The sequence below is a fragment of the Pseudarthrobacter sp. 902506025 genome (assembly GCF_040702325.1).
Taxonomy (GTDB): domain Bacteria; phylum Actinomycetota; class Actinomycetes; order Actinomycetales; family Micrococcaceae; genus Arthrobacter.
On the sequence record NZ_JBFBKW010000002.1, the window covers coordinates 121,599 to 144,993 of the forward strand.

General features: G+C 67.1%; 23 protein-coding genes. 14 read left to right on the plus strand and 9 right to left on the minus strand.

Annotated features, from left to right (window positions below):
• The first annotated feature begins 19 nt into the window (after positions 1–19).
• The 5 genes from AB0280_RS04360 to purU are packed head-to-tail and all read left to right on the plus strand — an operon-like array spanning position 20 to position 6,321.
• Positions 20–424, plus strand: coding sequence for a sarcosine oxidase subunit delta (locus AB0280_RS04360; RefSeq protein ID WP_366366300.1), 405 nt, complete (start codon positions 20–22; stop codon positions 422–424).
• Positions 421–3,363, plus strand: a complete 2,943-nt coding sequence (locus AB0280_RS04365; RefSeq protein ID WP_366366303.1) for a 2Fe-2S iron-sulfur cluster-binding protein — start codon at positions 421–423, stop codon at positions 3,361–3,363. Before AB0280_RS04360 ends, AB0280_RS04365 begins: the two co-directional genes overlap by 4 nt.
• Entirely contained in the window at positions 3,356–4,006 is a 651-nt protein-coding gene (locus AB0280_RS04370) for a sarcosine oxidase subunit gamma (RefSeq protein WP_159630247.1), read from the plus strand. Before AB0280_RS04365 ends, AB0280_RS04370 begins: the two co-directional genes overlap by 8 nt.
• Positions 4,006–5,421, plus strand: coding sequence for an L-serine ammonia-lyase (locus tag AB0280_RS04375; protein ID WP_275180659.1), 1,416 nt, complete (start codon positions 4,006–4,008; stop codon positions 5,419–5,421). Before AB0280_RS04370 ends, AB0280_RS04375 begins: the two co-directional genes overlap by 1 nt.
• A 3-nt stretch (positions 5,422–5,424) precedes the next feature.
• Positions 5,425–6,321, plus strand: coding sequence for a formyltetrahydrofolate deformylase (purU, locus tag AB0280_RS04380; protein WP_366366305.1), 897 nt, complete (start codon positions 5,425–5,427; stop codon positions 6,319–6,321).
• 81 nt (positions 6,322–6,402) lie between these two features.
• On the opposite strand, the gene AB0280_RS04385 is transcribed toward purU, so the two are convergent.
• Positions 6,403–6,993: a TetR/AcrR family transcriptional regulator gene (locus AB0280_RS04385; RefSeq protein WP_307491817.1), complete on the minus strand. Its 591-nt coding sequence runs from the start codon at positions 6,991–6,993 to the stop codon at positions 6,403–6,405.
• Between the two features lie 167 nt (positions 6,994–7,160).
• Between AB0280_RS04385 and AB0280_RS04390 the strand changes: the two genes are divergently transcribed.
• The 3 genes from AB0280_RS04390 (at position 7,161) to AB0280_RS04400 (ending at position 10,468) form a co-directional block, all read left to right on the plus strand.
• Positions 7,161–7,505 carry a cupin domain-containing protein gene (locus tag AB0280_RS04390; RefSeq protein ID WP_159630254.1) on the plus strand — a complete coding sequence of 115 codons (345 nt, stop codon included), beginning with the start codon at positions 7,161–7,163 and terminating at the stop codon, positions 7,503–7,505.
• 10 nt (positions 7,506–7,515) lie between these two features.
• Positions 7,516–8,889 (plus strand): flavin monoamine oxidase family protein, encoded by a 1,374-nt coding sequence (locus AB0280_RS04395; RefSeq protein WP_307491814.1) that lies wholly within the window; start codon positions 7,516–7,518, stop codon positions 8,887–8,889.
• A 103-nt stretch (positions 8,890–8,992) separates the two neighbouring features.
• Positions 8,993–10,468 (plus strand): APC family permease, encoded by a 1,476-nt coding sequence (locus AB0280_RS04400; RefSeq protein WP_224023371.1) that lies wholly within the window; start codon positions 8,993–8,995, stop codon positions 10,466–10,468.
• On the opposite strand, the gene AB0280_RS04405 is transcribed toward AB0280_RS04400, so the two are convergent.
• Positions 10,461–11,090: an AmiS/UreI family transporter gene (locus tag AB0280_RS04405; RefSeq protein WP_307491810.1), complete on the minus strand. Its 630-nt coding sequence runs from the start codon at positions 11,088–11,090 to the stop codon at positions 10,461–10,463. The two genes, AB0280_RS04400 and AB0280_RS04405, sit on opposite strands and share 8 nt — an antisense overlap.
• Before the next feature lie 201 nt (positions 11,091–11,291).
• On the opposite strand from AB0280_RS04405, the gene gdhA reads away from it, so the two are divergent.
• The gene (gene gdhA, locus AB0280_RS04410; protein ID WP_307491808.1) at positions 11,292–12,629 is read left to right on the plus strand and encodes an NADP-specific glutamate dehydrogenase; all 1,338 of its coding nucleotides are present in this window, start codon (positions 11,292–11,294) and stop codon (positions 12,627–12,629) included.
• Between the two features lie 15 nt (positions 12,630–12,644).
• On the opposite strand, the gene AB0280_RS04415 is transcribed toward gdhA, so the two are convergent.
• Positions 12,645–13,613: a helix-turn-helix domain-containing protein gene (locus tag AB0280_RS04415; protein WP_307491806.1), complete on the minus strand. Its 969-nt coding sequence runs from the start codon at positions 13,611–13,613 to the stop codon at positions 12,645–12,647.
• Between the two features lie 162 nt (positions 13,614–13,775).
• On the opposite strand from AB0280_RS04415, the gene AB0280_RS04420 reads away from it, so the two are divergent.
• The gene (locus AB0280_RS04420) at positions 13,776–14,450 is read left to right on the plus strand and encodes a DUF1345 domain-containing protein (protein ID WP_307491804.1); all 675 of its coding nucleotides are present in this window, start codon (positions 13,776–13,778) and stop codon (positions 14,448–14,450) included.
• A gap of 19 nt (positions 14,451–14,469) precedes the next feature.
• Entirely contained in the window at positions 14,470–14,877 is a 408-nt protein-coding gene (locus tag AB0280_RS04425) for a DUF1003 domain-containing protein (RefSeq protein ID WP_224023361.1), read from the plus strand.
• Between the two features lie 54 nt (positions 14,878–14,931).
• Here AB0280_RS04425 and AB0280_RS04430 read toward each other — a convergent pair whose 3' ends face one another.
• Together AB0280_RS04430 and AB0280_RS04435 are read right to left on the minus strand one after the other, a co-directional pair.
• Positions 14,932–15,108, minus strand: coding sequence for a CsbD family protein (locus AB0280_RS04430; protein ID WP_018770044.1), 177 nt, complete (start codon positions 15,106–15,108; stop codon positions 14,932–14,934).
• Between the two features lie 85 nt (positions 15,109–15,193).
• Positions 15,194–15,799, minus strand: a complete 606-nt coding sequence (locus AB0280_RS04435) for a TetR/AcrR family transcriptional regulator (protein WP_307491800.1) — start codon at positions 15,797–15,799, stop codon at positions 15,194–15,196.
• A 121-nt stretch (positions 15,800–15,920) separates the two neighbouring features.
• Between AB0280_RS04435 and AB0280_RS04440 the strand changes: the two genes are divergently transcribed.
• Positions 15,921–17,861 carry a primary-amine oxidase gene (locus AB0280_RS04440; protein WP_307491798.1) on the plus strand — a complete coding sequence of 647 codons (1,941 nt, stop codon included), beginning with the start codon at positions 15,921–15,923 and terminating at the stop codon, positions 17,859–17,861.
• A complete protein-coding gene (locus AB0280_RS04445) occupies positions 17,848–18,312 on the plus strand; it encodes a hypothetical protein (protein ID WP_307491796.1) in 465 nt (154 codons plus the stop codon). Before AB0280_RS04440 ends, AB0280_RS04445 begins: the two co-directional genes overlap by 14 nt.
• 11 nt (positions 18,313–18,323) lie before the next feature.
• On the opposite strand, the gene AB0280_RS04450 is transcribed toward AB0280_RS04445, so the two are convergent.
• The 4 genes from AB0280_RS04450 to AB0280_RS04465 all read right to left on the minus strand — a co-directional run bounded on the left by AB0280_RS04450 (position 18,324) and on the right by AB0280_RS04465 (position 21,759).
• Positions 18,324–19,310, minus strand: coding sequence for an NAD-dependent epimerase/dehydratase family protein (locus AB0280_RS04450; RefSeq protein ID WP_307491794.1), 987 nt, complete (start codon positions 19,308–19,310; stop codon positions 18,324–18,326).
• A 103-nt stretch (positions 19,311–19,413) separates the two neighbouring features.
• A complete protein-coding gene (locus AB0280_RS04455; protein WP_159630278.1) occupies positions 19,414–19,788 on the minus strand; it encodes a cupin domain-containing protein in 375 nt (124 codons plus the stop codon).
• Between the two features lie 148 nt (positions 19,789–19,936).
• A complete protein-coding gene (locus AB0280_RS04460; protein ID WP_307491791.1) occupies positions 19,937–20,695 on the minus strand; it encodes a ThuA domain-containing protein in 759 nt (252 codons plus the stop codon).
• On the minus strand, positions 20,695–21,759 hold the full coding sequence (locus tag AB0280_RS04465; RefSeq protein ID WP_425328586.1) for a Gfo/Idh/MocA family protein: 1,065 nt from the start codon (positions 21,757–21,759) through the stop codon (positions 20,695–20,697). Before AB0280_RS04465 ends, AB0280_RS04460 begins: the two co-directional genes overlap by 1 nt.
• 219 nt (positions 21,760–21,978) lie before the next feature.
• Here AB0280_RS04465 and glnT point away from each other — a divergent pair, with 219 nt between their 5' ends.
• Complete coding sequence (gene glnT / locus AB0280_RS04470) at positions 21,979–23,382, plus strand: type III glutamate--ammonia ligase (RefSeq protein ID WP_366366309.1); 1,404 nt, start codon at positions 21,979–21,981, stop codon at positions 23,380–23,382.
• Positions 23,383–23,395 lie beyond the last annotated feature (13 nt).

The window sequence follows — 23,395 nt, forward strand, 5'->3', positions numbered from 1 at the left end:
CAGAAAAGGACTAACGCACATGCTGCTGATCCCATGCCCCAACTGCGGCCCGCGGGACGAAACCGAATTCCACTACGGGGGACAGGCCCACGTCCCGTACCCCGAGAACCCCAACGAGCTGAGCGACACGGAGTGGTCCCGCTACCTCTTCTACCGCGAGAACCCCAAAGGCATCTTCGCCGAGCGCTGGGTCCACAGCACCGGCTGCCGCCAGTGGTTCAACATGCTCCGCGACACCGTGAGCTACGACATCAAGGCTGTCTACCCGATGGGGTCGAAGCGGCCTGACCGCTCCCCGGACGGCGCACCCGAAACCGGGACTGCCAGCACCGGCCCTGAAAGCACCACCACGGGAAGTGCCGCTCCCAGCACCTCCACCACGAGCATCCTCAGCACCACCGCCCCGGAAGGAGCGACCAAGTGACTTCCCAGAACGCCCGCCTGGCTACCGGCGGCCGCATCGACCGCACCATCTCCTGGCGCTTCACTGTGGACGGCGAGGAGTTCACCGGCCACCCCGGTGACACCCTGGCCTCCGCGCTGCTGGCCAACGGCCGCATCGCCGCCGGCAACTCCCTCTACGAGGACCGCCCCCGCGGCATCATGTCCGCCGGCGTGGAGGAGGCCAACGCCCTGGTCCGAGTGGAAGCCCGCTTCCCCGGCCACGTTGCCGAATCCATGCTCCCCGCCACCACCGTCTCCCTGGTGGACGGACTCCAGGCCACCCTGCTCAACGGCCTGGGCAAGCTGGACCCGGAGGACGACCGCGCCGAATACGACAAGAAGTACGTCCACACCGACGTCCTGGTGATCGGTGGCGGCCCCGCCGGGTTGGCCGCAGCCCGCGAGGCTGTCCGCACCGGCGCCAGGGTCATGCTCCTCGATGACCAGCCCGAACTCGGCGGCTCGCTGCTCTCCGGTTCCACCGCTCCCGGCCTTGCCGAGACCATCGAAGGAAAGCCCGCCCTGGAATGGGTGGCCGACGTCGAAGCCGAGCTGGTATCCGGCGCCGAGTCCACGGTCCTGAACCGCACCACCGCGTTCGGCGCCTACGACGCGAACTACGTCATCGCCGTCCAGAACCGCACCGACCACCTCACCAGCCCCGCCGCCCCCGGTGTCTCCCGCCAGCGGATTTGGCACATCCGTGCCAGTCAGGTGGTCGTCGCCCCGGGCGCCCACGAACGCCCCCTGGTGTTCGAGAACAACGACCGCCCCGGCATCATGCTGGCCTCCGCCGTCCGCAGCTACCTGAACCGCTACGGCGTGGCGGCCGGAAAGCGCGTGGTCATCAGCACCACCAATGACAGCGCCTACGCCGTCGCAGCCGACCTCGCCGCCGCAGGCGTCAAGGTCGCCGCCGTGGTGGACGCCCGTCCGGCCCTGACCGCAGCGGCGACTGCCGCCGTCGAATCCGGGCTCCGGGTGCTGATCGGCAGCGCGGTGGCCAACACCTCCGCCGGCGCCGACGGCCGGCTGGACGGCGTGACCGTCCGCAGCATCAACGACGACGGCGAGCTCACCTCCGGCGTCGAGCAGATCGCGGCAGACCTGCTGGCTGTGTCCGGCGGCTGGAGCCCGCTGGTCCACCTGCACTCCCAGCGCCAGGGCAAGCTGCGCTGGGACGAGGAGCTGGCAGCCTTCGTGCCCAGCACCGAGGTCCCCGCCCAGCAGACCATTGGCGCCGGCCGCGGCTCCTTCGCCACCGAAGACTGCGTCGCGGAGGGCATCTCCGCCGGCGCCAGGGCGGCCATCGCCACGGGCTTCGAATCCGCCGTCGAACCCTCCGTGTTCGGCGACCCGAAGGCCTCCGCCCCCACCCGCCAGCTGTGGCTGGTACCGGGCGAGAACGGCACCCCGGATGACTGGCACCACCACTTCGTGGACTTCCAGCGCGACCAGTCCGTGGCGGACGTCCTCCGCTCCACCGGTGCCGGCATGCGCTCGGTGGAACACATCAAGCGGTACACCTCCATCAGCACGGCCAACGACCAGGGCAAGACCTCCGGCGTCAACGCCATCGGCGTCATCGCCGCGGCCCTGCGCACCGTCGGCGAAGCCTCCCGCGGCATCGGAGACATCGGCACCACCACCTACCGCGCCCCCTTCACCCCGGTGGCTTTCGCGGCACTGGCCGGACGCCAGCGCGGGGAACTGTTCGACCCCGCCCGCGTTACGTCCATCCACCCCTGGCACGTGGCCAAGGGCGCGCTGTTCGAGGACGTTGGACAGTGGAAGCGGCCCTGGTACTACCCGCAGGCCGGGGAGGACATGGACGCTGCCGTGCTGCGCGAATGCGCCGCCGTCCGCGAATCCGTTGGCTTCATGGACGCCACCACCTTGGGCAAGATCGAAATCCGCGGCAAGGACGCGGGGGAGTTCCTGAACCGGATGTACACCAACGCGTTCAAGAAGCTCGCCCCGGGCTCGGCACGCTACGGCGTCATGTGCACCCCGGACGGCATGATCTTCGACGACGGCGTGACCCTCCGCGTGGACGACGACACCTACTTCATGACCACCACCACCGGCGGTGCCGCCAAAGTACTGGACTGGCTGGAGGAATGGCTGCAGACCGAGTGGCCGGAACTGGACGTGCAGTGCACCTCCGTGACGGAACAGTGGAGCACGATCGCCGTCGTCGGGCCAAAGTCCCGTGAGGTCATCGCCAAGGTGGCGCCCGAACTGGCTGCCAACGGCGGCCTGGACGCGGAAGCCTTCCCGTTCATGACCTTCCGCGAAACCACCCTCGCCTCCGGCGTACGCGCCCGGATCTGCCGGATTTCGTTCTCCGGTGAACTTGCCTACGAGATCAACGTCCCGGCCTGGTACGGGCTGAACACCTGGGAATCCGTGGCCGCCGCCGGTGCCGAGTTCAACATCACCCCCTACGGCACCGAAACCATGCACGTGCTGCGTGCCGAAAAGGGCTACCCGATCGTCGGGCAGGACACGGACGGCACCGTCACCCCGCAGGACGCGGGCATGGAGTGGATCGTCTCCAAGGCCAAGGACTTCATCGGCAAGCGCTCCTACACCCGGTCGGACGCGCAGCGTGAGGACCGCAAGCACCTGGTCAGCGTCCTTCCCGTGGACGGCACGCTGCGCCTGCCGGAAGGCACCCAGCTGGTGGAGAAGGGACGCTCCACCAACCCCGCCTACGGCCCCGTGCCGATGGAAGGGTTCGTTACCTCCAGCTACCACAGCGCAGCGCTGGGCCGGTCGTTCGGCCTGGCCCTGATCAAGAACGGACGCAACCGCATCGGCGAAACGCTGGTGGCAGCCGCCGGCGACCAGCTGGTGGACGTGGTTGTCGCAGAAACAGTGCTTTTTGACTCTGAAGGGACCCGTAAAGATGGCTGAAACAGCAGCATCCGCGACCTCCGCAAAAACCAACGCCGAAAAGAACCTCGCCGCCCGCGTCAGCCCGGCGCGCCAGCTGGCGGAAGACTTCGCGGCCGGCTCACTGGCCGGCACCGTTGAAATCTCCGAGGTGCCCTTCCTGACCATGGTGGGCCTCCGGGCCCTCGCAGGATCCGCCGCGGCGGAGCGCCTGGCCGGTGTCACCGGCGGCCTCCCCGCCGGCTCCGGTGCCGTGGCCGGAAACGGCGACGTGTCCGTCCTGTGGCTCGGCCCCGCCGAGTTCCTGGTGGTTGCACCCACCGAGGCGCACGAATCCCTGGGCGGGGACCTCATCCCCGCGCTCCGGGACGCGCTGGGCGGCGACGCGGGCCAGGTGGTGGACCTGTCCGCCAACCGGACCACGTTCGAACTGACGGGCCCCCGGGCCCGCGCCGTCTTGGAAAAGGGCTGCTCGCTGGACCTGCACCCGCGGGTCTTCAAGGCCGGCACCGCCTTCTCGACGGAAATCGCGAACATTCCAGCCATCCTGTGGAAGACCGGTGACGAGTCCTTCCGGATCTTCCCCCGTGCTTCCTTCGCCGAGTTCCTGGGCCGGTGGCTGCTGGACGCCATGCGGGAGTACGCCTCGCCAGAGGTCCCCTGATGGCGCTCAGCGTCCTTGACCTCTTTTCCGTCGGCATCGGGCCCTCGTCGTCACACACGGTGGGCCCGATGCGGGCGGCCAAGCTGTTCGCGGACGGACTGAAAGGCGACGGCCAGCTGGCCGCCACCGCCCGCGTCCAGACCGAACTGTTCGGCTCCCTCGGCGCCACCGGCCGCGGCCACGGCTCGGACAAGGCAGTGGTCCTGGGGCTGAAGGGCCTGGACCCGGAAACCGTGGACACCACCACCGCCGACGACCAGGTGGCAGCCGCCGCGCTGGACGCCGAACTCCACATCGCCGGGGCGCACCGGGTGGACTTCAACTGGGAAGAGGACGTGGTGCTCCACCGGCGCAAGTCCCTTCCCGCGCACCCCAACGGCATGACCTTCCGGGCCCTGGACCACACAGGTGCCGTTCTGAGCGAGCGGAGCTTCTACTCGATCGGCGGCGGCTTCGTGGTGGACGGCGATGCCGAAGGCGGGGACAAGGTGGTGCCGGATGACACCGTGCTGCCCTACCCGTTCTCCACGGCCGACGAACTCCTGCAGATCTGCAGCCGCGAAGGCATGTCCATCTCCGACGTCATGCTGGCCAACGAGCTCACCTGGCGCAGCGAAGCGGAACTCCGCGAGCAGCTGCTGGGGCTGTGGGCCGTCATGCGCGAATGCGTGGAGAACGGCTGCAACGCCGAAGGCATCCTGCCCGGCGGCCTGAACGTCACCCGGCGGGCGCCTGCCCTGTTCCGGACCCTGACGGCCTCGGCCGCCACCGCCGAAGCTGCGGCAGCGTCGCCGTCGCCCGTCCAGGCACCGGCGGACCCGCTGCTCGCGATGGAATGGGTGAACCTCTTCGCGCTGGCCGTGAATGAGGAGAACGCCGCCGGCGGGCGGATCGTCACTGCCCCCACCAACGGGGCCGCGGGCATCGTGCCGGCCGTCCTGCACTACTACGTGAAGTTTGTTCCGGGAGCCGACGACGACGGTGTGGTCCGCTTCCTGCTGGCGGCGGCCGCCGTCGGAATCCTGTTCAAAACCAACGCCTCCATCTCCGGCGCCGAAGTGGGCTGCCAGGGCGAGGTGGGCTCCGCCTGCTCGATGGCTGCGGCCGGGCTCTGCGAAGTGCTCGGCGGAACGCCGGCGCAGGTGGAAAACGCCGCCGAGGTAGGGATCGAGCACAACCTGGGCCTGACCTGCGATCCCGTGGGCGGGCTGGTGCAGATCCCCTGCATCGAGCGGAATGCGATCGCCAGCGTGAAGGCGATCAACGCGGCCCGGCTGGCCCTGCACGGGGACGGCAGCCACAAGGTCTCGCTGGACAAGGCGATCAAGACCATGCGTGACACCGGAGCCGACATGAAAACCAAGTACAAGGAAACCTCCCGAGGAGGCCTCGCCGTGAATGTGATCGAGTGCTGAGCCATGACTGTTACTGAAACCCATATCCCCGCATCAAAAGCGCCCACCACCGTGGAACACGTCCTGACCCTGGACTGTCCCGAGGGGCCCGGCATTGTGCACGCCGTGTCCGGATTCCTGCTGGAGCACGGCTGCGACATCATCGACAACAAGCAGTTCGGTGAGCGCTCCGAAGGCCACTTCTTCATGCGCGTGCACTTCGTCTCCGACGGCGATGAGTCCACGCTGGACGTCTTGCGGTCTTCGTTCGCCCCGGTGGCCGAAAAATTCGGCATGCGCTGGCAGCTGGAACGCCACGGGTCCAAGCGCAAGGTGCTGATCATGGTGTCCAAGTTCGGGCACTGCCTCAACGACCTGCTGTTCCGGGCCCGCATCGGAGAACTGCCGGTGGAAATCGTTGCGGTGGTATCCAACCACCGGGACCACGAGGCACTGGTGCAGTGGCACGGCATCCCGTTCCACCACATCCCGGTCACTGCCGACACCAAACCCGCAGCGGAAGCCGCGCTGATGGCGCTCGTGGACGGGCTCGACGTCGAACTGGTGGTGCTGGCCCGCTACATGCAGGTGCTCAGCGACGACCTGACCCGCAAGCTGGACGGCCGGGCCATCAACATCCACCACTCGTTCCTGCCCAGCTTCAAGGGTGCCAAGCCGTACCACCAGGCCTACGCCCGCGGCGTCAAGACCGTGGGCGCCACCGCGCACTACGTCAACGCAGAACTGGACGAGGGACCCATCATCTCCCAGCAGGTGGTGGACGTGGATCACACGTACGGGCCCGAGGACCTGGTGGCCGCCGGCCGCGACACAGAATGCAAGGCCCTCTCCAACGCGGTGAAGTGGCACTGCGAAGGCCGGGTCATCCTGCAGGGCAACCGCACTGTGGTGCTCCGGTAGCTGTTCTCAACTAAATACTGTCAGCGCGGCCGCCGACTGCCCCCAGGGTGGCCGGCCGCGCTTTGTTGTTCCCGGAGGTTTCTAGCCGCTCTGTGCTCCCCGCCGCAGGAGAACCGCCTGGTGCACTTCCTCCAGGGCGGCAGCGATCTCCTCCCGCCCCACGCCCGCCAGGTACTGCAGCACCAGTCCATCCAGCGCGGCGAACAGCGAGCGGGCCACCACGCGGACGTCACCCTGGAAGCCGAAAGCCTCAAGCCCCTCCGACAGCGCACCAACATAGCTTTCATACAGCGCGGCCACCGGTCCCGCCAGCTCCGGGCGGCGCCGGGCCTCGAGGATCATCTCGTACTGGAACACCTGCAGCCCCGGATCTTCAAGCAGCAGCTCCAGCAGCGCCTCCGTGAAAGTCCCGCCGTTTTCGGCTGCTTCCCGCAGCCGTGACGCGCCGATGGACTGCTCCGAGGACCACAGGAGCGCTGCCTCGATCAGGGCGTCCCGGGTCCCGAAATGGTGGGCGACCAGGCTGTTGTTGACGCCCGCCGCCTCGGCCACCGCACGGTACGTGAGTCCGCGCAGGCCCTTCTGCGCCACCACATCCACCGCCGCCCGAAGCAGGGCTTCGCGGCCCTTGCCATATTTGGGCGTGGCGGTGCGGGCGGCGGAAGCGGTCATAGCCCTATTCTAGCCATCCGCCGCCAGGCAAAAAGCAGCCCTTGACTTAAAACTAAGCAATTGCTTAGATTGCTTCCACGCGGTGATGCCCGTCACAGGACCGCCGCCATTTCACACATCCCGCGGCGTGACCGTTCCCCTGCCGCGCCTTCCCCTCTGGAGTACCCATGACCACCACCCCGTCCTTCACCGCGTCCGCTTCCCTTGACCCCGGCAGGAATGAGCCCTTCGAACTCGGCAAAGTACAGTGGGTGCGCCGCTTCGGCGAAGGTGACAGGCCTGCGCTGGCCTGCGGCTACTGGCACGTCAATCCCACAGAAGCCCCCGAACCCTTCAATCTCGTCATGGAAGCCGATGAGACCATCCACATCATCGAAGGCCACCTCCGGATCGAGGTGGAGGGCGGCGTCAGCTATGACCTCACCGCCGGCGGCGCCGCCTCCTTCAATAAGGGCGCCCGCACCAGGTGGGCTGTGCTGGCCCCCACCGTCGAATTCTTCGTCTACTCCTAGGGGTCCGGGGATGGCACAGCACAACAGCGCCGTGGAGCAGGACCTGGACGTCGTCATTGTGGGTGCCGGGTTTGCCGGCCTCACCGCCGCCCGCGAACTCACCCGTCGTGGGCTGGCGGTCCGCCTCGTTGAAGCGCGGGACCGCATCGGCGGCCGGACCTGGCTGGACCACCGGCTGGGCCGCGACCTGGAGATCGGCGGCACGTGGGTCCACTGGACCCAGCCGTACATTTGGGCGGAGTTGAAGCGGTACGGCATCGGAACCGTCGCCAGCCCTGAGCCGCAGCGGGCTTTCTGGTGGGCCGACGGCGGCCGCCGGGAAGGCGACCCCGGAGCCTTGCTTGACGTGATCGGCCGGCACAACGGCGAATTCACCAAAGAGTCCCGGACCTACTTCCCCGAACCGTTCAGGCCGTTGGCGACGGATGCCTTCAAGGGCATCGACCAGATCTCCGTGCAGGACCGGATCCGGGAACAGTTTCCCGCCGGCGACGCCCGGGACATCCTCGAATCCTTCTGGACCTTGAACTTCAACGGCCCCCTGGAGGACGCGGCACTGACCCAGGCCCTCCGCTGGGTGGCCCTGACCAACGGTGACTGGGCCGTCAACTTCGAAGCCTGCGCCACGTACAAGATCCAGGGCGGAACCGCCGCGCTCGCCGAGGCCATCCTTGAGGACTCCCGTGCCGCCGTCGACTACGGCTTAACTGTCGCAGGCATGACGGACGACGGCGGGAGCGTCACCCTGCGGAGCGCGGACGGCCGGACCATCAGCGCCAGGGCCGCCATTGTCACGGTCCCCCTTCCCGTCCTGGGAACCATCGACTTCCAGCCGCCGCTGCCGCCGGTCAAGACGGAAGCCGCGAAGCGCGGACAGGTGTCCAGTGGCGTGAAGGTGTGGATCCGGCTGCGGGGTGAGCACGCGCCGTTCGTGGCGTTGGGCAAGGCGGACTGGCCGTTGAACTTCTTCCAGGTGGAGTACACGCTCGACGGCGACACGATCGTCGTCGGCTTCGGCCCCGACGCAACAAGAATCGATGCGTCAGACGCAGCGGCAGTCCAGGAGCAGCTGGCCCGGCTGGTGCCCGGCGTTGACGTGCTGGACGTGGCTACCCATGACTGGGTGGCGGACCCGCTGGCGGGAGAAACCTGGCCGATGCACCGGACGGGTTTCCTCGGCAACCACCTGGCCGCCATGCAGTCCGGGCACGGCAACGTGCTTTTTGCCGGCTCCGATATTGCCAACGGCTGGGGCGGCTTCATCGACGGTGCCATTGAGAGCGGCATGGAAGCGGCGCAGGCCGCCGCGTCGCTGCTTGGCCCCCGCTCCGCCGCCCGCCCGGCCGCCCGGGAACCAGTGCCGCAAAATCCTGCACTGCGCTGACAAACAACAACTCGTCGCTGGTGGACAAAGGGGTTCGGCGCCCCGCTGCCAAGCTGGATTCCACAGCAATTTTCCCGAACTCATGACCGTTAAGAAGGATCAAATGAGTATTTCGAATTCCGAGCCCCGGACCACTGACGCTCCGGCCAAGGAGCATTCAACGGCACTGCGCGCCGGCAGCATCGGCGTCCTGGGCATCCTCTTCTTCGTCCTGTCGGCACAGGCACCCCTCACCGGGATCGTGGGCGCCTCGCCGCTGGCCGCAGCGCTCGGCAACGGTGCCGGCGCACCCGGCGCCTACCTGATCGTGGGCATCGTCATCGTGATCTTCGCCGTCGGATTTGTGGCGATGAGCCGCAAAATCCAGGCCAACGGCGCCTTCTACGCCTACGTCACCGCAGCGTTCGGCAGGAAAACCGGCGCCGGCGCCGCCTGGCTGGCCCTCCTGGCCTACAACACCGTCCAGGCCGCGATGTACGGGCTTTACGGTGCGGCGTTCTCCGGGCTGCTGGCATCCATCGGACTGGAGGTTCCGTGGTGGCTGCTTGCCCTGGCCACCATGGCCGGCGTCCAGGTGCTGGGTTCCCTGAACATCGAACTCGGTGCCCGCGTGCTGGCCCTGCTGGTGGGCCTCGAGGTGGCCATCCTGCTGCTGTTCGGCTTCACCGTCCTGCTCCACGGCGGCGGCCCGGAAGGCATCGGCGTGGCCGCGTCCTTCTCGCCCGAGGCCATCGGGGCCGGAGCGCCGGGCGTAGCCATCATGTTCGCCGTGGCTTCCATGTTCGGCTTCGAGTCCACGGCCATCTATTCGGCGGAGGCCAAGGACCCGCACCGCACGGTGGCCCGGGCCACCTACCTGTCCGTCGGTGTCATCTCCGTCTTCTTCTCCTTCATCTCCTGGATGCTGGTCAGCTACTACGGCCCGTCCCGGGTCATGGACGCGGCCGGGGCAGCCCTCGAATCCGGCGACGCCACGTCCTTTGTGCTCGGTCCCATGGTGGAGCTGTTCGGCCCATGGGCGGGCGTGGTGGCAGGCATCCTGCTGGTCACCTCGTTGCTCGCCGGCATCATCGCCTTCCATAACGGCATCAACCGCTACCTGCACTCCCTGGCCCTGCGCGGTTCCATGCCCGCCGTGCTGGCCCGGACCAACCGCCACCGCGCCCCTGCCTTTGCCGCCTGGATCCAGACCGCCACCGCCGTCGTCCTGGTGCTTCCCTTCGCCATCCTGGCCCTGGACCCGGTCCTGACCCTCTTCTCCTGGTTCAGCGGCCTGGCCGTGGCGGCACTGCTGGTGCTCTACATGCTGTGCTCGGTGGCGGTGGTCAGCTTCTTCCGCCGCGAACGTGCGGGGGCGCAGCTGTGGCAGACCCGGATCGCCCCCGTCCTGGCAACGGTGCTGCTCGCCTGGGTCCTGTTCCTTGTGGTCAGCAATTTCACGGCCCTCATTGGCGGCAGCGCGGAAACAGCAACCGCCCTGCTCGCCGCGGTCCCCGTGGTCTTCCTGGCCGGGGTGCTGGTGGAATCCGCCATCGAGCGCCGCCACCACGCCGCCACCCTGGGACACGCGCTTACCTAGCGCTCACGGCTTCCCCTTCACTGGCCCGGCGCGGACTGGCAGGTCCGCGCCGGGCCAGCACGCGTGCCGCGATAAACAGTCCGGCCAGGAAGGCTGCCGCCAGCCACGCCGGCCCGGCCGCCCTGGGCCACAAACCTGCCAGGCCCAGGAACGCCGGAAAGGTTGCCGTGACCTGGCTGGCCAGGACCAGGGCCCAGCCGGTGAACGGCTCCAACCGCACCGCGCCGAATGCGGCCGAGGCGAACAACAGCCCCCACAGAACTGACCAGCACACCCAGAGCACCGCGAGCAGCGGATCCGTCCCGATCCACGCGCCCGCCAGCAGCAAGCCGAAAAACGCCACCATGCCGCAGAACCAGCCCAGGCCCTTCGAACCCAGGGCCAACAAAACATCCAGTCCGGCATAGGCGTACGTCAGCCCGAACAGGAACATGCCGGCGGCCGTCAAGAGGTGTTCAGTGCCGGTATTGCCGGTGGAAAGATGGACGACGCCGAGCACCAGCTGGGTGCCGCCGAGCAGCAGGCTGAAGGTGGCGGCGTCGCGGCGGGGGAGACGCCCCAGCGTCGCCAGCCCATTGACCAGCAGCGCGGCACCGGAGAGAAGCAGGCAAATGAAGGGCATCAGCGCGTCTCCGGTGTGCAGGAGGGATGCGCCAAAACTATCGCAATGTGGAATATCTGTGTCACATTACGGAGATTAGCCGAACCTGACCCACCCGCCTACTGCTCCCCGGTCGTAATCCGATAAGTTGAAGAGTAAACCTATGGGGCGACGTTGCTTTTGCGCTGTCCCTCGTTTCGGCTCAGAGGTAAGGAGCAGTTCATGGACGCACGGCTCGAAGCCATCAAGGACACCGTCCTCGCGCGGAATCCCGGTGAAGCGGAGTTCCACCAGGCGGTGGTGGAGGTTTTCGAAAGCCTTGGCCCGGTCCACGACAGGCACCCGGAATTCCTCGAGGCTGCCATCCTGGAACGCCTTTGCGAGCCCGAACGCCAGATCATCTTCCGTGTGCCGTGGACGGACGACTCCGGACGCGTCCAAATCAACCGCGGCTTCCGGGTGGAGTTCAACTCCGCGCTGGGCCCGTACAAGGGCGGACTGCGCTTCCACCCGTCCGTCTACCTGGGCATCGTCAAATTCCTCGGCTTCGAGCAGATCTTCAAGAATGCCCTGACCGGCATGCCCATCGGCGGCGGCAAGGGCGGCTCCGACTTTGATCCCCGCGGCCGCAGCGACGCCGAAGTCATGCGGTTCTGCCAGTCCTTCATGACCGAGCTCTACCGCCACATCGGCGAATACACGGACGTCCCGGCCGGCGACATTGGCGTGGGCGGCCGCGAGATCGGCTACCTCTTCGGCCAGTACAAGCGCATCACCAACCGCTACGAGTCGGGCGTACTCACCGGCAAGGGCATCTCCTGGGGCGGCTCCCTGGTCCGGCCCGAAGCCACCGGATTCGGTACCGTCATCTTCACCCAGGAAATGCTGAAAACCCGCGGAACGTCCTTCGACGGGCAGCGCGTGGTGGTGTCCGGCTCCGGCAACGTGGCCATCAACGCCATCGCCAAAGCCCAGTCCCTCGGTGCCGCGGTGGTGGCCTGCTCCGACTCGTCAGGCTACGTGGTGGACGAGGCAGGCATCGACGTCGCGCTCCTCCGTGAGGTGAAGGAAGTGCAGCGCGGCCGCCTGAAGGATTACGCCGAACGCCGGGGCGGCGTTGCCTACGTGGACGGCGGTTCGGTGTGGGACGTCGACGCCACGGTGGCACTTCCCTGCGCCACGCAGAACGAGCTCGACGGCGCTGCTGCCGCCCGCCTGGTGGGCAACGGCCTGCTCGCCGTCGGCGAAGGCGCCAACATGCCCTCCACGCGTGACGCTGTTGCGGTGTTCCAGGAGGCGGGCGTCCTGTTCGGGCCGGGCAAGGCCGCCAACGCCGGCGGCGTGGCAACCTCGGCCCTGGAAATGCAGCAGAACGCCAGCCGCGATTCGTGGTCCTTCGAGCACACGGAGGAGCGGCTCACGGAGATCATGGTTGGCATCCACGACCGCTGCGCCGCCACCGCCGAGGAGTACGACGAACCCGGCAACTACGTGCTCGGCGCCAACATCGGCGGGTTCGTCAAGGTGGCCGATGCCATGCTGGCCCAGGGGCTGATCTAGGAAACGCAGCCGGGTTCAGCCCCGGCGCCATTCGGTGGGTGAAACACCAAAGGCATCCCGGAACGTGCGGCTGAAATGGGCGGCATCCAGGAAGCCCCAGCGGGCAGCCACCGTGCCAACGGACTGCCCGGCGTGCAGCGGGTCGCGGAGGTCGCGGCGTGCGCCTTCGATCCGCTGCGTCCGGATCCAGCTGGCTACGGTGGTCCCCGACTCGTGGAAGACGTTGTGCAGGTGCCGGGTGGAGATGAAGTGCGCGGCGGCGATGCTTGCCGGTGACATCAGGGGATCGGCCAGGTTGGCCTCGATGTACTCGCGGACCGAGACCGCCAGCAGTGCCTGCGGCTTCATGCGGTCCGGCGTGATGTCCATTTCCGCGTGCAGCATGGTGGACACCAGGTCCAAAGCGTTGGTGGCGAGCCGCGATCCGCTGGGGCCGTTCAGGACGTCCAGGTTCGCCGACAGTTCGCGAATGAACTGGCCCACGATTCCGCTGAGGCCACCGCTGCCCATGCGCACCGCGGCGAGCTGCCCCACGTAGTCCACGGGCAGGGAGAGGGCGTCGCAGGGAAACATCAGGACCATGATCCTGGTGCTGTCCTCGAAGGCAAGGGTGTAGGGCCGGTTGGTGTCATAGATTGCCAGGTCGCCGGGCTGCAGGACGGCTTCGCGGTTGTCCTGGATCAGCAGGCCCGTGCCTTCCAGCTGCAGGTTCAGCTTGAAATAGCGCTCATGGGCCTGGGCGATCAGCGCGGGGGTGCGGTGGACCTCGTGGGAGGTGGCGGTCACTTCCACGATGGACATCCGGTCCAGCACCCGGGAGCGCATGCGGCCCTGGAAGCCCTCCACGTCCGCCGTCCGCGCGGTGAGGGGCACGAAGGATTCGGCCACCAGGTGTTTCCAGTGGTCGAACGACGTGGCAACGCTGGAGTTGAGGTCCTGGCGTGGGGTCCGGGCTGTTGCCCCGGTTGCTGCAGCTGCTGGCATGATGTTCCTCGCGACGGATGGCCACTTCACGTTCCCCCGGGTTGTGTCCTGCGACACAGTCCCTTCAGGTTAGCGGCGCACCGGTCTTTTTTCAACGGTTGGCGAAAATAAGAAGAACTGCCTTTCCAGCCGCAGCCCAGCCTCGCGTGCCATGATCGGGCCATGAAGTCCATGACGGCTACCGGCGACCACCACCGGAACTTCAACTCCTGTGCCCACCATTCCCGGCTCCGCCTGCTGGTGATGCTCGCCGTCGGCCTGGTGGCGGCGCTGGCGGTTGGCACGTTTGGCACCTGGACGTATGCCCCGGCCCTCGGCTGGGCCGCCGCCTCGGCCACCTACCTCGTCTGGGTGTGGAGCGTGATCGGACGCCTGGGCCCTGCAGCCACCGCTGCGCATGCGCGGCGGGAGGATCCGGGCAGGGTCTTCTCTGACGCGCTGGTCCTGGGCGCCACCGTGGCCAGCTTTGCGGGCGTCGCCCTGATTTTGCTCGATGCCTCCAGTGAGCAGGGCGGAGCCAAGGATGCCACCGTGGCCATGGCGCTGGGCAGCATTGCCCTGTCATGGTTCCTGGTCCACACCCTGTTCACCCTCCGCTATGCAGCCATCTACTACCGCGACGGCACGGGAGTGGATTTCAATGAGGAAAGCCAGCCCCGGTACTCGGATTTTGCCTACCTGGCCTTCACCGTGGGCATGACATTCCAGGTATCGGACACCGACCTGAAGACCACTGCCATCCGTTCCACGGTCCTGCGCCAGGCGCTGCTGTCCTACCTGCTGGGTGCCATCGTCCTGGCCACCACCATCAACCTGGTGTCGGGGCTGATCCACTAAGCGGGCCTATTCTGGGCCCATGGCTGAGATAAGAGTTAACTGGCACCGGCGGCACAAAGAAGGCCTCAGTACGGGCGACAAGGCTGCTGACGCCCTTCGGAACGGCATGGGCAGCTGGCCTTTTGTGGGGCTGTTCCTGGGTTTTATGGGGCTGTGGGCCCTGGTGAATTCCATTGTCCTCGCCACCAACGCTTGGGACCCTTACCCCTACATCCTGCTGAACCTTTTCCTGTCCATGCTGGCGGGACTGCAGGGCGCCATCCTGCTCATTGCAGCCAAGCGCCAGGATGCCATCGCCTCGGCCATGGCGCAGCACGATTACGAAACTGACGTCCGGGCCGCGGCGCAGATAGAGATGCTGATGAACATCAACGCTGAACAGCTGAAGCTGCTGCAGGAACTGCGGGACATGCGGGACCGGCCCTGAAAACGCCAATGGGTGCAACTCCGGCTGGAGTTGCACCCATTATGCGAGTGTCCGCTAGTCCTTCTTGAAGGCATCCTTGACGTGCTCGCCGGCCTGCTTGAGGTCCGACTTTGCCTGGTCCGTCTGGCCTTCAGCCTTCAGGCTCTCGTCGCCCGTGGCGTTTCCGGCAGCTTCCTTGCCCTTGCCGCCGAGCTTCTCTGCAGCGTTGCCGATCTTGTCATCCAAACCCATGGAGATGCTCCTTACAGTTCGTGCTCGCTCCGGCATCCGCCAGAACCTGACCCCTCAATAGTAAGCATACTTTCGAGTTTGGCACTCATTTCCGGCCGGGAATTTTGCCCAGCAAGGAAAGATAGCCCTCCAGCTGGGCGGCGTGGCCGAAGTCGATCTGGCCAACAGGTGCAAGGGCCGCCTCGATCTGGGACCCCAGCAGCATGTTCAGCAGCTGCCCGGCAAGGATGGAATCGTCGACGGCGGCACGCACGTCGCCGCTGTCCCTCGCCTCTGCCAGGAAGCGGCGGATTGCCACCAGCCATTCATTCATCGACTGCTGGTGGATCGCCGCCTTCCGGGGGTCATTGATGGCCCTTTGCCAGAACGGGACCACGATGCGTGCCTCGTTGACGCGCTCGTCGTCGAGGGGGAGGACCTCAAGGCAAAAGGCCCGCAATGCGTCCAGGCCTGTCCGCCCGGCCGTGACCTCTGCGATGCGCAGGTTGGTCCTGTTGAACACATGGCTGAAGGCGAATTCGAGCAGGGTGTCCTTGGTGGGGAAGTAGGGTTTCAGGGCGCCGTTGGCGAAGCCTGCCTCCGTGGCGATCTCGCGCATGGTGGCGCCCTCAAGGCCCTGCCGGGCGATGATCCGCCAGGTGGCATCCACGAGTTCCAGGCGGCGCTCATCATGGTCAACTATCTTCGGCACCGCGGCCACTCCCCGGAAATATTTCGCTCAGACTCTTGTGAGCCATGTTACGGATGTTTATTCTCTACAACTATAGAAAATAAACCAGTGGCCGGCGACGGCCCGGACAAAGGCTCTTCCCATGACTCTTGCACCAACCGAAACCGCATCGGCCTTCCGCCTGGCAACGGCGGAGGAAATCCTTGACGTCCGCGCCATCCTGCAGTCTGAAGGCCACCTGGACCCGCAGCACCGCATCGCCTACCTTGGCCTGCTGGATCCGGCCCGGGGAACGGAACCACAGGCTGTGGACCGCCGTTTCCGGGTCTTCATCCACGACGTCTCAGGGGCTGCGCCGCGGGACGTCGTGGTCTCCATTACCCAGCAAAAGGTGCTCTCCGCCGTCGAACTCGACACCGCGGTGACCGGCGAACTGCCGGTCCTGGAGGAGGAGTTCGACGTGGTGGAATCGCTCCTGGCCGCCGATGACCGCTGGCTGAAGGCGCTCGCCGAGAGGGGCCTCGAGGTCGAAACGGTCCGCGTTGCGCCGCTCTCGGCCGGAGTTTTCGAATACGGTGAGGAGAAAGGCCGCCGCATCCTTCGCGGCCTGGCGTTCGTGCAGGAATTCCCGGAGGACAGCGCCTGGGCGCACCCGGTGGACGGGCTGGTGGCCTATGTGGATGTGGTCAGCAAGGAAGTCACCCAGGTGATCGACCTCGGCGCCATGCCCATCCCGGCCGAGCACGGCAACTACACCGATCCCGAACTGACCGGCCCGGTACGCACAACCCAGAAGCCCATCAGCATCACCCAGCCGGAGGGGCCCAGCTTCACCGTCACGGGCGGCAACCACGTGGAGTGGGAGAAGTGGAGCGTGGACGTGGGGTTCGATGTCCGCGAAGGGGTGGTCCTGCACAACCTGGCCTTCCAGGACGGCGGCCGGAAGCGGCAGATCATCAACCGTGCGTCCATTGCCGAAATGGTGGTGCCCTACGGCGACCCCTCGCCCATCCGGTCCTGGCAGAACTACTTCGACACCGGCGAATACCTGGTGGGCCAGTACGCCAACTCGCTGGAACTTGGCTGCGACTGCCTGGGCGAGATCACCTACCTCAGCCCGGTCATCAGCGACGCGTACGGCAACCCGCGGGAAATCCGCAACGGCATCTGCATGCACGAGGAGGACTGGAGCATCCTCTCCAAGCACTCCGACCTCTGGAGCGGCGTCACCTACACCCGCCGCAACCGCCGCCTGGTCATCTCGTTCTTCACCACAATCGGCAACTACGACTACGGCTTCTACTGGTACCTCTACCTGGACGGCACCATCGAATTCGAGGCCAAAGCCACCGGGATCGTCTTCACCTCCGCGTTCCCGGAAGACGGTTCGGACAACATCTCCCAGCTGGCGCCCGGCCTGGGCGCACCCTTCCACCAGCACCTCTTCAGCGCCCGGCTGGACATGGCCATCGACGGGTTCACCAACCGGGTGGAGGAGGAGGATGTCATCCGCCAGGCCATGGGGCCGGGCAACGAACGCGGCAACGCCTTCTCCCGCAAGCGCACCGTCCTGGCCCGCGAATCCGAAGGCGTCCGGGAGGCCGACGCCCGCGCCGGCCGGACCTGGATCATCTCCAACCCGGAATCCCGCAACCGGCTGGGGGAGCCCGTGGGCTACAAACTGCACTCCCACAACCAGCCCACGCTGCTCGCAGACCCGGACTCCTCCATCGCCCGCCGCGCCGCCTTTGCCACCAAGGACCTGTGGGTCACCCGGTACGCCGAGGACGAGAAGTACCCCACGGGCGACTTCGTGAACCAGCACGCCGGCGGGGCAGGCCTGCCGGCCTACGTTGCGCAGGACCGGGACATCGACGGCCAGGACATTGTCGTCTGGCACACCTTCGGCCTGACCCACTTCCCCCGGGTGGAGGACTGGCCCATCATGCCCGTGGACACCGTCGGCTTCAAGCTGAGGCCGGAGGGCTTCTTCGACCGCAGCCCGGTCCTGGACGTTCCCGCCAACCCCAACCAGCAGGCGTCCTCCTGCCACACCGAGGGCGGCAGCGGTGGCTGCCACTAGCCTCGTCCCCGCCACGGCAGGGCGTACGACGGCGGCGGGGCGGCTGCGTGCCAACGGTCCCGTCCTGCATCCCCGCGTCGTCGCCGTGGCCACCGCCGGTTCCTGCGTTGCCCACGTGGGGCTGGCGGCGTCGGGACACCACGGCGCATGGCTCAGCGTCCTGATGCTGGCGCTCGCCGCCGTCTGCGTTCCCTGCACGGTCCATATCTGGCGGCACAGCCGGGTGGCCGCACTGCACCAGGTCACCGCCGCTGCCGTGGCGATGGCCGCCGTGCACGCCGTCCTGCTTCTGGCCGCCGGGGGTGCCGGGCACGCCCATGGCGGCCAGCCGTCGTCGTCCGCTGTTGTTGATTCGGGCAGCACTGACCTGCTGCTGGTTGTTGCCCTGGAACTGGGGACGGCGCTCCTCGCCGCAACACTGGTGGCCCGGCTGCGGCGCCTGCGCCCGTAGGGTTTCGGGGCTCAGCCGGCCGGGACGCCGAGCGGGCGGGCGACGTGCAGCTGTTCGTGGTCAACCAGCCACTGGATGGATTCGAAGATGGCCTGCTCCGGTTCGTACCGCGGCGCGTAGCCGAGCACGGAGGCCGCTTTTTCGATGCTGAAGCACTGGCTGCGGTAAAGGTGGTTCCAGCTCGCATCGGCGTGCTCGCGGGAGGTGTTCTCCCGGAAGCGGTCCCAGGGAACCGTCTCCAGTACCGCAGCGTGCCCGAACCAGGCGGCGGCGATGTCCGCATAACCGCGGACCGTCAGCGCCGTGGGGGCAACGATGTTGAAGTCCTCACCGGTGGCTGCCTCCCGCCGGGCAATCGCCTTCTCGAACGCCTGGGCCACGTCATCGGCGTGCACATGGTGCATCAGCTCCGTGCCGCTGCCGGGAATCCGGAGGGGCTGGCCTGCAGAGATCGTCTGCCAGACGGTGGGATCAAGGTTTCCCAGCGGACCAACCGGGTGCCAGCCTGGCCCGACAATGTGGCCGGGGTGCAGGGACGTGGTGGCCAGCCCGCCGCTGGCGGTTTCCTCCTGCAGCATCAGGGCAATCCTGTTTTTCTGGACGCCGTATTCGCCAAAAGGCGGTGCGGCTGAATCCGATCCCTCCCTGATGGGCAGCTTCAGGCTCTGCCCGTACCGCCAGACGGAGCCGCAGTGCAGCAGGTGCCCCACCTCGCCCCGCAGCCGCTGCACCAGCGCAGCCGCCGATTCGAGGGTGAAGCAGACCAGGTCCACCACGACGTCCGGCTTGAGGGCGGCCACCCGGTCAGGGAAGGTTCCGTCCTGGTCCTCTGCCTGCCGGTCCGCGGTGACGTGCTGCACCTGCTGCCACTCCGGTGCCTCTGTGTACGGCTTGCTGGTGCCGCGGCTGATGTTGGTGACCTCGTGGCCGGCTTGGACCAGCCGGGGGACCAGGAACGAACCGATGTGGCCGCTGCCGCCGATGACGGTGACTTTCATTGCTCTCCGATCGTTGCGTTCCCTCCACGGTAGGGCCGCGGCAGCAGGAAAGGGAGGCCCTGCCGGACCTCCCTTTCCTGGCGATAGGGGTGGAACCCAAGGGTCAGGCAGGCTTGGCGTACTCTGCCGCGCTCATGACTTCGTAGCCAACAAACGTCTCATCGCCCTCCACCCAGGCGTCGTGGCCGGCCGGGATGGAGTAGGCGTCACCGGACTGGATGGTCATGCCGGTTCCGTTGTCCAGCTGGACGGTCAGGGTGCCGGAGGTGCAAAAACCAAGGTGATTGTTCTGGCAGCTGTCCGTATGGACAACCGTCTTGACGGTTTCTGACCAGCGCCAGCCGGGCTCAAACGTGAACCGGCCCAGGGTGGCGCCACCAATGTTCACCACGTCTACTTGCGTCTTGGGCGGACGGCGCTTTTCGTCCGGTTGGTCAAATGATTTGGACTCCAGGTCCTTCACCGTTACTGCGGGCATTGCTGGCTCCTTCGTAAGGAGTGGTTATTGAGTTCGTCCGGGGCTGTGCGCGGCCGGGATCGGGGCCGGCAGGGCGGGATGTGCCCCGTCCAGAGCCTGCCGGTCCCATGGATCAACGCTCTCAATCTGCTCCTGCGCGCAGCCCGTGTCAATGACGGTTTTCCGCCTGGAACCACTCCCGCCCGGGGCTGGTCACCGAGGGGGCGGAACGGTCAATCCCGGGCTGTGCAGCCCACCGCACCCCGTTGGCCAGGACCCGCTGGACCTGCGGATGGTGGTACACCGGGTACTCCTGGTCGCCGGGGCTGAAGTAGAAGATGCGGCCCTTGCCGCGGGTGAAGGTCACGCCGGAGCGGAACACCTCGCCGCCGGCAAAGGAGCTGATGAAGATCAGGTCGTCCGGGTCCGGGATGTCGAACAATTCGCCGTACATCTCCTGCTCCGGAATGACGATGGGGCTCTCCACGCCCTCCGCGATGGGATGGGAGGGCTTGACGGTCCACACCAGCTCCCGCTGGCCGTCATTCCGCCAGGCCAGCGAACAGCTGGTGCCGAGCAGTTTGGTGAAGATCTTCGCGAAGTGCCCCGAGTGGAGCACGATCAGCCCCATACCGCCCAGCACATGCCGGTGGACGCGTTCGACGACGGCGTCCCCCACCCCGGCGTGCGCGATGTGGCCCCACCACAACAGGACGTCCGTCTCCGCGAGCACCTCCTCGGCAAGGCCGTGGTCGGGATCCGTGGCCAGGACCGCCGTCGTGATGTCCGCCTCCGGAAGGTGGGAGCGCAGGCCCGCGGCGATGGCTCCGTGGATGCCGTCCGGGTAGATCTCCCCGATGTGGGACGGCTCGTTGTTGGCTTCGTGGAGGCCTTCGTTCCACACGAGGATCCGGAGTTTGCCGTCCATCAGAGCCGAACCTCCCTCTGCTCGCGTGCGGACTGGTAGCACGCGTCGATGACCTGGGCGCGGTACAGCGCCAGGGATCCGTCATGGTTGGCCCATACGTGCTCGCCGCCCCGCACGGCGGTGACGAAATCCTCCACCACTGCATCGTGCGCGCGGCCCGGCAGGACCGGGGGCAGGTAGTCCGCGGACCCGCCGTCCTTGTCCGTGAACACCCGCAGCCGGCCCACCGGCGGGAACGGCGCCCCGTGCACCCTGAGCTCGGCGCCGCCGTCGGTCCCGTACACCGTGAAGTCCAGCTGGTCATCGGTTTCCCGGTAGGCTGCCCAGCTGGCCTCGACCAGCAGGGTCGCGCCGCCCTCCAGCCGGAGGAATGCCGTCGCGAAGTCCTCCACTTCGAAGGCGTGGCTGGTGGCGTGGGCGGAGAACCGGCTGCCGCCGCCCCGGCCCTGCGGCCCCAGTTCGGCATGGGTGGCCGCGGAGACCGCCACCACCTTGGGCTCGCCGAGGAGGTACAGGGCGAAGTCGAGCACATGGACGCCGATGTCCGCCAAGGGCCCGCCGCCGGCGAGCTCCGGGTTGGTGAACCAGCTGCCCAGCGTGGGAATGCCCGCGCGCCGCAGCCATGACGCCTTCGCGTAGTAGGGCCTGCCCAGGCCGCCGTGGTCGATGACCTCCTTGAGCGCCTTGATGTCGCCGCGCCGGCGGTGGTTGAAGGCGACGTCCAGGACGCGGCCGGCCTTGCGGGCGGCGTCCACCATGGCCTGGCCTTCCGCGGCGTTGCGGGCGATGGGCTTTTCGCTCAGGACGTGGATACCCCGTTCCAGGGCGGCGATGGAGATTGGGGCGTGCAGGAAGGTGGGTACTGCCACGCTGACTGCGTCCAGGCCGCCGTGGTCCAGCATGTCCTGCCAGTCGGCGAAGGCGTTCGGAATGGCGTATTCGGCCTGCAGGGAGTCCCGGAGGTCCTGCTCCATCCCTGCCACCGAGACGATCCTTACTCCGTCCAGCGCCGAGTAGGCCTTGAGGTGCTGCTGGCCGGCCCAGCCAATGCCCACCACCCCCACCCGTAAGTCCGGGACGGTTGCCTCAGCTGGGGTGGGTGACTGTGGGTCGGGGGTCTGATCATTGCTCAACGGGTACGCCCTCTCTTTGCTGGACGCTTACCCCCATCCCACCGAAACATGCATTTAACCTTCCGGCCCGACGCGCGAAATACGGGTTTGGATACTCTGATGCAACAAGGTTTACTGATAGCTAACGCCAACCCTGACAGGAATGTTTCGATGACCAGTGTCGCAACCCCTGCTGTAACCCCCGCCGCCGGCCTCGCCGGCCAGGCTCCGCCAGCCCTGGCGGAACGCATTTCCCTGACGGACATTGCCCGCGCCCATGACGTCCGCTTCCTCCTGGCCACGTTCGTGGACATGACCGGCAAGCCCTGCGCCAAGCTCGTCCCGGTGGAGGCCGCTGACGAACTCGAAGCAGGCGCCATGGGTTTCGCAGGCTACGCGGCCGGCCTCATCGGCCAGAAACCCCAGGACGGGGACCTCATCGCCGTCCCGGACCTTGCCTCCTTCACCCCCGTCCCCTTCATCAAGGAAGGGCTGGCCATCATCCACTGCGACCCGCATGTCGACGGCAAGCCCTGGCCCTACGCCCCGCGCGTCATCCTCAAGAACGCCCTGGCCCGCCTGGCGGACCGGGGCATGCAGGCCAAGGTGGGCGCCGAGGTGGAGTACTTCCTGGTGAACAGGAACGACGACGGGACGCTGAGCACCGCCGACGCCCGCGACGATTCGCCCCGCCCCTGCTACGACGCCCGCGGCGTGACCCGGATGTACGAGCACCTCACGTCCATCAGCGACGCGATGAACTCGCTCGGCTGGGGTAACTACGCCAACGACCACGAGGATGCCGCCGGCCAGTTCGAGCAGAACTTCACCTACGCCGATGCCCTCACCACCGCCGACCGGGTGGTCTCCCTCCGCTACATCCTGAACATCCTGGCCGAGCAGCGCGGCATGACCGCCACGTTCATGCCCAAGCCGTTCACGGACCGCACCGGCACCGGCCTGCACTTCCACCTCTCGCTGTGGTCGGGTGCGGAGGCGCTGTTCCCGGGGGACGACGGAAACGCGGACGACGGCGGACGCGGCCTGGGACTGTCCGGCCTCGCGTATTCCTTCATTGCCGGCATCCTGGACCACGCCCCCGCGCTGCAGGCCTTCCTCGCCCCCACGGTCAACTCCTACAAGCGCACCGGCGCCACCACCAGTTCATCCGGCGCCACCTGGTCCCCGCGGAAGGCCTCCTACGGCGGCAACGACCGGACCCACATGATCCGCGTCCCGGACAACAAAAGGATCGAACTCCGCTCCGGCGACGGTTCCGCCAACCCGTACCTCGCCGTCGCCACCGCCATCGCCGCAGGGCTGGACGGTGTGGAGAAGTCCCTCGACCCGGGCACGCCATCCGGGCCGGGGGAGTCCAAGGCGGACGCCCATTTGCTGCCCGCCACCCTGCTCCACGCCGTGGAAGCGCTCCGGAGGGACCCCGTGATCCTGACCGGCCTGAGCGGAGATCCGGAGATCGGAACCTACTACGCAAACGCCAAGGAAGAGGAGTTCCTCAGCTGGCACAACCAGGTCAGCGACTGGGAAATCCGGACCTACCTCACCTCGATCTAATCCCTACGAAGTA